Genomic DNA, 11,838 nt, shown 5'->3' on the forward strand with positions numbered 1-11,838 from the left:
ACAGGCGGGGCAGAGCCCTAGTGAGATGGTCAGCCCGGCACGGTCCCCTTGGAACATCCCACCCGACAAGCGATCTCACTGCCACCCGCTGGTGCATGCTCTTGATTGCATGCAGCTTTTTGTAGCGAGGAAGCTCGCTCCCGTTGACCCGCATGGCAGGCCAAACAGCCTAATCAATAGCAAGCTAGCTAATTGGCGCATTAATTGCCTTGAGATATGGCAATTAGACATCACTCCCGGAGTCCGCCATGAGCAGCCTGTCGAGCAGCACGATGCAGTTATCTTCCGCCGAGAAAAGCTGGCTGCCCTGGTGGGGCAAGACCGGCAAGTTCGCCATGGGCTGGTCCTGCCACCTCAACCGCGCGGTGTACCCGGTGATGGAGCAAACCTTCGAGGCCATTGCCGAAACCCGGGTCAAACTCCTGCAAACCTGGACCCGCGAACAGTGGGAACACCTCAACGAACTGGCCACGACACTGGCCCGCGATTCCGTGCTCACCGACAACAGCCTGCTGCTGGAAAAACTGCACCAGGCCGGGGATTTCTCCGAGCTGTTTATCGTCGACCCAAAGGGCGAACTACTGGCGAGTACCTGGAGCCAGGCCAGTCACCGCGCGCTCAATCAACAAGCCCTGGCCGCCGGGCTCAAGGCGCCATTCCTCCACGGTCCCTACAGCGACCCGCTGACCTTGCAGATCGGCCCTTCGTCCTCGCGCTTCCATGACGAAGTGACCCTGATGTTCTACCAACCATTGACCCGCGAGGGCAGGGTGGTCGGCTGCCTCTGCGGTCGGGTGCCCAACGACATACTCGGGGATTTGATCCAGCGCGAGGCCGGGCATATCTTCCCCGAGTCCGGCGATAACTACCTGTTCATGGTGCAATCGCGCTTCGACCCGGCGCTGCAGCCGGGCATTGCGCTGTCCCGCTCACGCTTCGAGGACGGCACCTTCACCCACGGTGAAAATCTCAAGAGCGGCGTGCACACACCCTGGAAAACCGTACAGATCCAACGCCACACCGAGCTGGAATTGCGGTTTATCGACCCCGCCACCCAACAACTGCACCCCGGCGTGCGGGAAACCATCCGCAAGGGCTCGAATCTGTTTGTCACCTATCCCGGCTATTCCGACTACCGTCACATCCCGGTGGTGGGCAAGGGCGTGACCTTCGAACTGCCGGGCTCGCCGGATCGCTGGGGCATGATGTGCGAGGCCGACCTGGAAGAGGTCTACCGCCGGCGCTCCCTGAGCCACGGCTTGATGAAGCCCTATCTGGCGACCATGGCCGGCCTGTTTGCCTGCAACTTCCTGGTCCGTCACTACAGTGGTTTGCCCGCCGCCTCGACCGATGCGTGCGAGGTGCTGAGCATGGTGGTCGCGGCCTTGCTGTTCAGCCGCCTGGGCCCCAGGCGCCTGGCCGCACGCCTGAATGAAATGACCGAGGTCATCCGCACCATTGCCGAAGGCGAGGGCAACCTGCGCCAACGCCTGGACAGCGGGCGCATGGTCAACGACGAAACCGGCGACATGAGCCGCTGGATCAACAGCTTCATCGACCGCCTGGATTCGGTGGTCGGCCAGGTGGTCAAGGCCAGCCACAGCGTTGGCAACACCAACCAATTGATGCTCGGCCGCAGCGAGGCGGCCGGGTTGATGTCCCATGAAGTGGCCGACGCCACCCACCGCATGATGATCATCGTTGAAGAGCAACTGGGAGAAATCCAGCAAGCCTCGGTGAGCGCCGAGCAAATGAAGCAGGCCATGGACGAGGTGGTCAGCCGGGCCCGCGAGCAATTCCTCGCGGTACAGGTCGGCACCCAGTCGATTCGCGATGTGGTGCAGCGCTCCTCGGAAAGCGTGCAACTGCTGGACAGCCGCATGGCACAGATCAGCAACATCACCGGGTTGATCAGCGACATCACCAACCAGACCAACCTGCTGGCCCTGAATGCGGCCATCGAAGCGGCGCGGGCAGGCGAGCATGGCCGCGGTTTTGCGGTGGTGGCCGACGAAGTCCGCACCCTGGCGTCACGCACTTCCAAGGCAGCGGAAGACATTCGCCAGATGGTCGAGGGCCTGCAAGGCGAAACCCGCAAGGCCGTAGGCTTCATGGAAAACGGCGTGACCAACGTCGACAGCAGCCTGCGCCTGGCCGAGGACGCCTCCTCGGAGAACGTGCACCTGCACCAGGCGGTGGAGAGCATGTTCAGCATCATCCAGCAGCTCAACGCCCGCAGCCTCGACTATGGCAAGACCATCAAGCAGGTCAGCCACTCTTCGGAGCAAATGCGCCTGACCGTAGGGGTGTTGCAGACCAGCGCGGAAACCGTGCGGGTCAATGCCAACAAGTTGCAGAAGCTGGTGGGGTTGTTCGAAGTCAGTGAGGCTGCGGCCTGACCAGGCTGCGCTTATCCAGCAGCAGGCGCTCCAACTCCTTCATCGGCAAAGGCCGGCTGAACAGATACCCCTGGATTTGATCGCAGCCGGCTTCCCGCAGAAACTCCAGCTGCGCCTGGGTTTCCACGCCTTCGGCCACCACTCGCAGCTTCAGGCTGTGGGCCAGTTCGATGATGGTGCGGGTGATAGCCGCGTCCTGCGGGTTGCTGGTGACTTCGCGGATAAACGCAATATCGATTTTCAGCGTATCAATCGGGAACCGCCGCAGGTAGGCCAGGCTGGAATAGCCGGTGCCGAAGTCGTCGATGGAGATCTTCACCCCCATCGCCCGCAGGCGCTGCAAGCTGGCGATGGTGTGCTGGGTGTTCTCCATCAGCGAGCCTTCGGTCAATTCAACTTCCAGCCAATGCGCTTCCACGCCGGCCTGGGCGAGGGACTGGGCGATATCGGCAATCAGGTCACCCTCGATCAATTGATGCCCCGAAACGTTGACCGATACCTCCACCGCGCCCACCGTGCCGGATTGCCACGCTGCGATCTGGCGGCACACGTTGTCGATCACCCAACGCCCGAGCGTGACGATCAAGCCCTGGCTTTCCAGGATCGGTATGAAGACCGCTGGAGACACCGCACCGTAACCGGGCCGGTCCCAGCGCAGCAGGGCCTCGAGGGCGCACACCTGACCGTTGGCCAGTTCGACCTTGGGTTGGTAATGCAGCACGAATTCTTCGCGCTCGACCGCCAGGCGCAGGGCTTTTTCCAGGTCCAGGCGCGCCAGGTCATGCACATTCAACCGCGAGGACTCATTTTGGTGGTGTTGAAGTTGCTGCTCCAACAACTGGCTATGGTTTTTCAACCGATCGCCGTGGGCCTTGAGCCGCAGCAGGTTGCGTACCCGTAGCCACAACTCGACCCGCTCCACCGGCTTGCTGATGAATTCTTCAGCACCGGTTTCCAGGCCACTGAGCCGCGCGCTGGACTCACTCAATGCCGAAAGCATGATGATCGGAATGTTCGCCGTGGCCTGGTTGCCCTTGAGCTGGTTGGCCACTTCGTAACCGTCCATGCCCGGCATCATGATGTCCAGCAGGATCAAGTCCGGCGGCCGCTGCGCCACCAACTGCAAGGCTTCTTCACCGCTGGCGGCGCTCACGGTCTGGTAACCCTCGTGGCGCAGCAGGGTTTCGAGCAGCTTGCGCACCTGGATTTCATCATCAACGATCAACAGCGTTGCGGGTTGGCTGGCCATGGAGAGGACTCAAGTCGAGGGAGTAATGTTCTTTTGCAGCAGCGTGTCGATCACCTGGTACAGCTCTTTGTAGCGCAGGGGCTTGATGATGTAGGCATCGCAGCCGGCCCGCAGGGTCTTGTCACGGTCTTCCTTCATGGCCATGGCCGTCAGGGCGATCACCGGGATGTGCGCGGTATGAGGGTCCTGCTTGAGCAGTGACGTGGCTGCCAGGCCGTCCATGCCCGGCAACTGGATGTCCATCAGGATCAATGCCGGTTGTTTTTCCCGGGCCAGGGTCAGCCCGGTCTCGGCATCGGCGGCCCACAACACGCTGTGGCCGGCGTTCACCAGCAACAGGCGGGCGAGGCGCATGTTGGCCTCGTTGTCTTCGACGATCAGGATTTCGGCCATGGGGCCTCCGCATCTGCGGCACGATGCAGCGGCAGCCACACCACAAATCGCGCGCCGGCACCTTCGCGGCTGGCCACGGCGACACTGCCGCCGTGCAGGTCGGTGAGTTGCTTGACCATCGCCAGGCCCAGGCCCGTGCCTTCGAATTTGCGCGCCAGGCTGCTGTCGATCTGGCTGAAAGCCTTGAACAGCTTGCTCATGTCGTGCCGGGCGATACCGATGCCGGTGTCGCTCACGCTCAATTCCAGGAACTGTTGATGTTCGCTGGGCTGCAGGGCAAAGCCGTGGGTGGGCCAGTCGCCTGGAATCTGCCCCACTTGCCCACGATTCACCTCGCGCACCGAGAGCGTCACCGAGCCGCCGTGCTCGCTGAACTTCACCGCATTGGCCAGCAGGTTGTAGATGATCTGCTTGGTCTTTCGCAGGTCCAGTTCCAGTGCGCCGAAGTCGTCCGGGCTTTCGAGTTTCAACTGGATGCGCTGCAATGCGGCCTTTTCCCGCACGATCAGCAGGCTGTTGGCCAACAGGCCGGCCAACTCCACGGCTTCCAGTTCCAGGTCCATCATGCCGGCCTCGACCTTGGACAGGTCGAGGATGTCGTTGATCAGCGACAGCAAGTGCTGGCCGCTGGTGAAGATATCGCCGATGTACTCGCGCTGGATATCGCTCATGTCGCCCACCAGGCCGTCCTTGAGCGCCTCGGAAAAACCGATCACCGCATTCAGCGGCGTGCGCAGCTCGTGGGACATGGTGGCAAGGAACTCGGACTTCATGTGGCTGGCGTGTTCCAGCTCCAGGTTCTTCTCTTCCAGGGCGCGCTCAAAGCCTTTGCGTTGCGCCTCTTCCTGCTTGCGCGCGGTGTTGTCGGTGCCGATCAGCAGGTAGCCGATGATCGCGTCGTTGCGGTTGCGCAGGGCGGTCACCGACACCATGGCCGACAGGCGACTGTTGTCCTTGCGGATATAGGTCAGTTCGTAAATGTCTTCGATGCCCCGGGAGGCCTTGAACACCAGGGCCTCAAAGCCCGGCGTGATCGGTGTGTCCAGTTCCAGGCTGAGGGCGGCGGCGCGGGTGATCAGCTCGGCGGGGTCGGAAATGTCGGCCGGTGTGACGCGGTTCAGCACATCGGCGGCGGCGTAGCCAAGCATGCGCTCGGCGCCGACGTTGAAAATCTGGATTACGCCTTTTTCGTCGGTGGCGATGCTGGAGAAGTAGGCGCTGTTGAAGATCGCATCTTGCAAGGCGCCGGCCTTGAGCAGGGTTTTCTGGCGTTTGAATTCGACGATTTTTTCAGCCCGGGATTGCGGCTCCGCCGGGCTGTCGACTGAAGAGTTGTCCATGGTGCAGTGTTCCGTGAACTTCAGGCCCGACGCTGCCAAAGGCGGCGCCGCAGAGCATGCTCACAGAAGATCGCGCAGGCGCGATGAGGAGGAGATGAGGTCTTTGGACGATAGCAGATAAACCGCAACTGACAGGGATCGTAGTGGCCAAACGCGGTGTTATTTTTAGAAAAGCACTCAATCGGATAGGTGAAGGTGGAAAAACGGCGATTTTATCTGCAATTAGTCACTCCAGGTCGCTGGATGAACATTTATTCATCAGGTGAAACGTTTAATCAAACGATAAACGGCTGACGCAAGCGCTTGCGTAAGCAAATGTATCTGATTAGAGTCGGCAGCAATCAGGTCTGCCGATGACTGCCATCGGCAAACGCCCGAACACAACAATAATAAAACCAGGAGCTCAGTCATGAGCCTTGAACCCTTGCTTGAAATGCAGGGCATCAGCAAGACCTTCAACGGTCTGCGGGTGCTCAAGAACGTCAGCCTGAAGGTCTACCCCGGTGAAATCCACGCCTTGATGGGTGAGAACGGCGCCGGCAAATCGACCTTGATGAAGATCCTCTCCGGTGCCTACCAGGCCGATGATGGCGGCACCATCCGCATCGATGGCCAGCCCGTCGCCAGCTACAACCCAGCCTCCGCCAAAGCCCTCGGCATTGCCGTGATCTACCAGGAACTGAGCCTGTGCCCGAACCTCACGGTGGCCGAGAACATTTACCTGGGCCGTGAACTGCGCCGTGGCTGGACCATCGACCGCAAGGGCATGGAAGCCGGGGTGGCCGAGGTGCTGGCAAGGCTCGGTGCGGAGTTCCTGCCCACCACCCGCGTCGCCAGCCTGTCCATCGCCGAGCGCCAACTGGTGGAAATCGCCCGGGCCTTGCATGCCCACGCAAAAATCCTGGTGATGGACGAGCCCACCACGCCGCTGTCCTCCCGGGAGACCGACCGCCTGTTCGCGCTGATCAAACAGCTGCGCAGCCAGGGCCTGGCGATCATCTACATCAGCCATCGCATGGCGGAAATCTACGAGCTGTCGGACCGGGTCTCGGTGCTGCGGGACGGCGAGTACGTCGGCGAACTGGCGCGGGACGTGCTGTCGGCCGAAGTGCTGGTGAAGATGATGGTGGGCCGCGACCTGTCAGGTTTCTACAAGAAGGAACATGCGGCCTACGACCCCGGCCAGGTGGTGATGCGCGTGCGCGACATGGCCGACGGCAAGCGCGTGCGCAACTGCAGCTTCGACCTGCACGCCGGTGAAGTGCTGGGCATCGCCGGCCTGGTGGGCGCCGGGCGTACCGAACTGGCACGGCTGATCTTTGCCGCCGACCCACGCACCTCCGGCACCCTGGAGGTGGTCGGCAAAACCGTGACCCAACTGCGCAACCCGGCGGATGCGATTCGTGCCGGTGTCGTCTACCTCACCGAGGACCGCAAGGCCCAGGGCCTGTTTCTCGACATGAGCGTGGCCGACAACATCAACGTTTGTGCCTGTGTGCCGGATGCCCATGCCGGTGGCGTGCTCGACCGTGGCCACGCCGCACAACGCTCACGCGATGCGATCAAGTCCCTGTCGATCCGCGTGGCGTCGGGCAAGGTCAACGTCGGCGCGTTGTCCGGTGGCAACCAGCAGAAGGTGCTGCTGGCACGGCTGCTGGAGGTCAAGCCGCATGTGCTGATCCTCGACGAGCCCACCCGTGGCGTGGACATCGGCTCCAAATCCGAGATCTACCGCATCATCAACCAGTTGGCCAAGGCCGGCGTGGGCATCGTTGTGATCTCCAGCGAGCTGCCGGAAATCATTGGCACCTGCGACCGCGTGCTGATCATGCGCGAAGGGCAACTGGTGGCCGAAGTGGGCGGGGCATCGGGGCTGGATATTTCCCAGGAGGCGATCATCGACCTCGCCACCGGCAGCGAGCAGGTGGCCGCCCATGGCTAATTCAACGACAAGCGGGAGCAACACCATGACTGTGGCAACGATCGGCAAGGCTGAGCGTATTCGTGAACTGATGCGCACGGTGGGCATGTTGCCGGTGCTGGTGCTACTGCTGGTGGGCTTTGCCCTGGCCAGCGAAAACTTCATGACGGTGCAGAACCTGTCGATCATCACCCAGCAGGCGTCGGTCAACGTGGTGCTGGCGGCAGGCATGACCTTTGTGATCCTCACGGCGGGCATCGACTTGTCGGTGGGAGCGATTCTTGCGGCTTCGGCTGTGGTTGCGTTGCAAGCGTCGATGTCACCGCAGTTCGGCATGTTCGGGATTGCCGCCGGGGTTGGCTTCGGCCTGTTGCTGGGCCTGGTCAACGGCGGCCTGATCGCCTTCATGCGCCTGCCGCCGTTTATCGTCACCCTCGGTGCGCTGACCGCCATGCGCGGTTTGGCTCGTCTGTTGGCCGACGACAAGACCGTGTTCAACCCTGATTTGCCGTTTGCCTTTATTGGCAACGACTCAGTACTGGGCGTGCCTTGGCTGGTGATCATCGCGGTAGCCGTGATTGCGCTGTCGTGGTTCATCCTGCGGCGCACGGTGATGGGGGTGCAGATCTACTCCGTGGGTGGCAACCCGGAAGCGGCGCGGCTGTCGGGGATCAAGGTGTGGAAGGTCCTGCTGTTCGTCTATGCCATGTCCGGTGCGTTGGCCGGGTTGGGCGCGGTGATGAGCGCGTCACGCCTGTTCGCCGCCAATGGCCTGCAACTGGGGCAATCCTATGAGCTGGATGCGATTGCCGCAGTGATCCTCGGCGGCACCAGCTTTACCGGCGGCGTCGGCACCATCGGCGGCACGCTGATTGGCGCGCTGATCATCGCGGTATTGACCAACGGCCTGGTGCTGCTGGGCGTCTCGGATATCTGGCAGTACATCATCAAGGGCATCGTGATCATTGGCGCGGTAGCGCTGGATCGCTATCGCCAGTCCGGTGCGCGGACCTGATTTCACTCAAACAACAATCACAAGAGAGTCATCATGAACTTCAAACGCATGTTTCCTGTTGTCGCCTCCATGGGCGTTGCCGTGTTGATGTCCCAGGCGGTGCAAGCCCGTGAACTGAAAGCCATCGGCATCAGCATGGGGTCCCTGGGCAACCCGTATTTCGTGACCTTGGCCGACGGTGCCACGGCGCGGGCCAAGGAGCTGAACCCGGCGGTGAAAGTCACCTCGGTGTCGGCCGACTATGACCTGAGCAAGCAGTTCTCGCAGATCGACAACTTCATCTCGTCCAAGGTCGACCTGATCCTGCTCAACGCCGTCGACCCGTCGGCCATGGCCTCGGCGATCAAGAAAGCCCGCGACGCCGGGATCGTGGTGGTGGCTGTGGACGTCGATGCCAAGGGCGTGAATGCCACGGTGCAGACCGACAACGTCGAGGCCGGCAAGCTCGCCTGCCAGTTCATCGTCGACAAACTGTCGGGCAAGGGCAACGTGATTATCCAGAACGGCCCGCAGGTCACCGCCGTGACTGATCGCGTCAAAGGCTGTAAAGCCGCGCTGGGCAGTGCGCCGGATATCAAGGTGCTGTCTGATGACCAGGACGGCAAAGGCTCCCGTGAAGGCGGCCTGAACGTGATGCAGGGCTACCTGACACGCTTCCAGAAAATCGACGGCCTGTTCGCGATCAACGACCCGCAAGCCATCGGCAGTGATCTTGCCGCCAAGCAGCTGAAACGCAGCGGCATCATCATCACCTCCGTGGACGGCGCGCCGGACATCGAGAATGCCTTGAAGACCGACACCCTGATCCAGGCCTCCGCCAGCCAGGACCCATGGGCCATGGCCCAGACGGCCGTCAACGTCGGCAATGACATTCTCAATGACAAACAACCTGCCGAAGCGGTTACCCTGCTGGCGCCAAAATTGATCACCCGCGATAACGTCGGTTCCTACGCCGGTTGGTCAAGCAAACATTAAAAGCACCCAGGAGTGAGCACCGTGGCAACCATGGAGGATGTGGCAAGAATTGCAGGGGTGTCGACGTCGACGGTTTCCCACGTCTTGAACGGCACCCGCAAGGTCAGCCCGGACACGGTGCAAGCGGTGCAGGACGCGATCCGGCAGGTGGGCTACATCCCCAACACGCTGGCGCGTTCCCTGGCGCGGTCCACCACCAATACGATTGGCGTGGCGATCTCGGCGCTGTCCAACCACTACTTCAGCGAAACGGTGCACGCGATTGAAACCGAGTGCGCCAAGCACGGCTACATGATGTTGTTTGTCGATACCCACGACGATCCCGAGCAGGAATTGCGCGTAGTCACGACGCTGCACCATCGGCGGGTGGACGGCATTCTGCTGGCGCCGTCTACCGGTTCGCTGGCCCTGGAATACCTGCAGGCCAATCAAGTGCCGGCGGTGCTGGTGGACCGGATGATGTGTGATCGTTTCGATCAGGTCGGGGTGGAAAACACCCAGTCGACCCAGGCCCTGGTGGCGCACTTGATCGGCCATGGACACCGGCGCATCGGCTTTATTTCCGGGCGCGCGGGGCTCGGCACTTCCGATGAGCGCGTGGCCGGCTATCAAGCCGCGTTGCAGGCGGCAGGGTTGGTGTTTGACCCGCAATTGCTGGTCAACGGTGGTTCCAGCAGCGAGCCGGCACGGCAAGCGACCGCGCAGTTATTGACCCTGGCAACACCGCCCACGGCAATCATGGCGGGCAACAACCTGATGACCCTGGGTGCGATGCACGCCTTGCGTGATGCGAATATCGACGTGCCCGGGCAGATGGCCCTGGTGGGCTTCGATGATTTTGACTGGGCGGATTTCTTTGTGCCACGCCTGACCCTGATCGCACAGCCGGTCCAGGAACTCGGCGCCCGGGCGGTCAACCTGCTGCTTGAGCGCATGGCGTCGCCCAAGCGTAAAACACACAGCGTGCGGCTCGCGCCCACCCTGAAGATTCGTAACTCATGCGGCTGCCCCTGATATGAACAACGCGGTTTCCCTTGGCATTGATCTCGGCACTTCGGAACTCAAGGCGATCCTGATGGACGAGCAAGGCAACGTCCTCGCCCATGCGGGCGCGCGGCTGACAGTCTCGCGTCCGCACACAGGCTGGTCCGAGCAGGCGCCTGAGGACTGGTGGCAAGCATGCCTGAAGGCCCTGGACCAACTGCGCACTGATCAGCCGGATGCCTACGGCCGTGTCGGCTGCATCGGGTTGTCCGGGCAGATGCACGGGGCGGTATTGCTGGGGCAAGACGACCGGGTGTTGTACCCGGCGATTCTCTGGGATGACTCCCGTGCCATGGCCCAGGCAGAAGCCTTGGGCAGTGAGTTTGCCGACGTCACCGGCAGCTTGCCGATGGCCGGTCTCACGGCGCCCAAGCTGCTGTGGTTGCAGGAGCATGAACCGGCGGTATTCAGCGCCATTGATTGCGTGCTGTCGCCCAAGGACTACCTGCGCCTGCGCCTGAGTGGTGAGCGCGTGAGTGATGTGTCCGATGGTGCGGGGACGTTGTGGCTGGATGTGGCCAACCGTGAATGGTTTGAACCGATGCTGCAGGCCACGGGTTTGCGATGGGCGCAGATGCCACGGCTGGTAGAAGGTGGCGCGGCCAGTGCTTGTTTGAATGCGGCTGCGGCGGGGCGACTGGGCTTGGCCGAGGGCCTGGTGATTGCCGGCGGTGGCGGGGACAACCCGGTGGCGGCGGTGGGCATAGGGGCGGTGAATGCGGGTGATGCGTTTATCACCCTCGGTACGAGTGCGGCCATCGTGGCGATTACTGATCACTCGGCGGGGAATCCGGCGAGTGCGGTGCATAGTTTTTGTCATGCGTTGCCTAATCGCTGGTACACCATGGGCGCCATGCTGGCCGGGGCCAGTTGCTTGCGGTGGGTGACGCGGTTGACGGGGTCGGTTGATGAGCAGGCGTTGCTGGATCGGGTGCAGGCCGAGTTGCCGATCGGGCAGGGCGTGCCGGTTTCCAATCCGTTGTTTTTGCCGTATTTGGCGGGGGAGCGCACGCCCCATAACGACCCGTTGTTGCGGGGTGGTTTCATGAGCCTGGGGCATGACTGCACGCCGGCCATGTTGGGGTATGCGGTGATGGAGGGGGTCGGGTTCGGGTTGCTGGATGCACTGAATGCGGTGCAGTCGGCCGGGGCCACGGTGGGGGCTTGTGCGTTGGTGGGTGGTGGGGCGCGCAGTGAGTATTGGGCGCAGTTGTTGGCCAATATTCTTGGGCGGGAGATTTATACGTTGCATGGCAGTGAGTTGGGGGCGTGTATTGGTGCAGCGAAGTTGGGGTTCCTGTCGAGCGGCCAGGGTGCGGCGCTGTTGCAGGCGGGGATGCCGGTGAAGCAACGGTTTTTCCCGGACGGCGCTCAACAGGCTGTTTTGCAGGCGCGATATTTGAAGTTTCTCGGGTTGTTGGGGGCGGCTAAGGCTTTGCACGATTAGGGAGGTTTTGGGTGTATATCCGTTATTTGGGTAACGGCTGCTATTGGTTCCGCTC

Annotated in this window: 9 protein-coding genes; 6 read left to right on the forward strand and 3 right to left on the reverse strand. The window is 61.9% G+C overall.

Going from position 1 to position 11,838, the window contains the following annotated elements; translation table 11 throughout:
• Positions 1 to 1,763 precede the first annotated feature (1,763 nt).
• Complete coding sequence (locus HX869_RS31925) at positions 1,764 to 2,399, forward strand: methyl-accepting chemotaxis protein (RefSeq protein WP_371132487.1); 636 nt, start codon at positions 1,764 to 1,766, stop codon at positions 2,397 to 2,399.
• Here HX869_RS31925 and HX869_RS29555 read toward each other — a convergent pair.
• From HX869_RS29555 to HX869_RS29565, 3 genes are read right to left on the reverse strand one after another with little or no spacing between them, the layout of a single operon-like run.
• Entirely contained in the window at positions 2,380 to 3,648 is a 1,269-nt protein-coding gene (locus HX869_RS29555) for an EAL domain-containing response regulator (RefSeq protein WP_003209700.1), read from the reverse strand. The genes HX869_RS31925 and HX869_RS29555 overlap by 20 nt on opposite strands.
• Positions 3,649 to 3,657: 9 nt before the next feature.
• Complete coding sequence (locus HX869_RS29560) at positions 3,658 to 4,041, reverse strand: response regulator (protein WP_008430409.1); 384 nt, start codon at positions 4,039 to 4,041, stop codon at positions 3,658 to 3,660.
• A complete protein-coding gene (locus HX869_RS29565; RefSeq protein WP_178904071.1) occupies positions 4,026 to 5,381 on the reverse strand; it encodes a HAMP domain-containing sensor histidine kinase in 1,356 nt (451 codons plus the stop codon). The genes HX869_RS29560 and HX869_RS29565 overlap by 16 nt, the downstream gene beginning before the upstream one ends.
• A 409-nt stretch (positions 5,382 to 5,790) precedes the next feature.
• Here HX869_RS29565 and HX869_RS29570 point away from each other — a divergent pair, with 409 nt between their 5' ends.
• Genes HX869_RS29570 through xylB form a run of 5 tightly spaced genes read left to right on the forward strand, consistent with a single transcriptional unit; the run spans position 5,791 to position 11,783 of the window.
• Positions 5,791 to 7,323, forward strand: a complete 1,533-nt coding sequence (locus HX869_RS29570; protein WP_003209705.1) for a sugar ABC transporter ATP-binding protein — start codon at positions 5,791 to 5,793, stop codon at positions 7,321 to 7,323.
• Between the two features lie 25 nt (positions 7,324 to 7,348).
• Positions 7,349 to 8,317, forward strand: coding sequence for a hypothetical protein (locus HX869_RS29575; protein ID WP_003209708.1), 969 nt, complete (start codon positions 7,349 to 7,351; stop codon positions 8,315 to 8,317).
• Positions 8,318 to 8,350: 33 nt separating this feature from the next.
• Entirely contained in the window at positions 8,351 to 9,292 is a 942-nt protein-coding gene (locus HX869_RS29580) for an ABC transporter substrate-binding protein (RefSeq protein WP_178904072.1), read from the forward strand.
• A gap of 21 nt (positions 9,293 to 9,313) precedes the next feature.
• Positions 9,314 to 10,306, forward strand: coding sequence for a LacI family DNA-binding transcriptional regulator (locus HX869_RS29585; protein WP_032898556.1), 993 nt, complete (start codon positions 9,314 to 9,316; stop codon positions 10,304 to 10,306).
• Between the two features lies 1 nt (position 10,307).
• Positions 10,308 to 11,783 carry a xylulokinase gene (gene xylB, locus HX869_RS29590; protein WP_178904073.1) on the forward strand — a complete coding sequence of 492 codons (1,476 nt, stop codon included), beginning with the start codon at positions 10,308 to 10,310 and terminating at the stop codon, positions 11,781 to 11,783.
• Positions 11,784 to 11,838: the final 55 nt, after the last annotated feature.

This window comes from Pseudomonas sp. P7779, assembly GCF_013386315.1.
GTDB lineage: Bacteria > Pseudomonadota > Gammaproteobacteria > Pseudomonadales > Pseudomonadaceae > Aquipseudomonas.

Excerpts from the sequence above, each read along its gene's own strand:
- HX869_RS29580 (WP_178904072.1), top strand. The coding sequence starts at position 8,351 with ATGAACTTCAAACGCATGTTTCCTGTTGTCGCCTCCATGGGCGTTGCC.
- HX869_RS31925 (WP_371132487.1), top strand. The coding sequence starts at position 1,764 with ATGGACGAGGTGGTCAGCCGGGCCCGCGAGCAATTCCTCGCGGTACAG.
- xylB (WP_178904073.1), top strand. The coding sequence starts at position 10,308 with ATGAACAACGCGGTTTCCCTTGGCATTGATCTCGGCACTTCGGAACTC.
- HX869_RS29570 (WP_003209705.1), top strand. The coding sequence starts at position 5,791 with ATGAGCCTTGAACCCTTGCTTGAAATGCAGGGCATCAGCAAGACCTTC.
- HX869_RS29565 (WP_178904071.1), bottom strand. The coding sequence starts at position 5,381 with ATGGACAACTCTTCAGTCGACAGCCCGGCGGAGCCGCAATCCCGGGCT.
- HX869_RS29555 (WP_003209700.1), bottom strand. The coding sequence starts at position 3,648 with ATGGCCAGCCAACCCGCAACGCTGTTGATCGTTGATGATGAAATCCAG.
- HX869_RS29575 (WP_003209708.1), top strand. The coding sequence starts at position 7,349 with ATGACTGTGGCAACGATCGGCAAGGCTGAGCGTATTCGTGAACTGATG.
- HX869_RS29560 (WP_008430409.1), bottom strand. The coding sequence starts at position 4,041 with ATGGCCGAAATCCTGATCGTCGAAGACAACGAGGCCAACATGCGCCTC.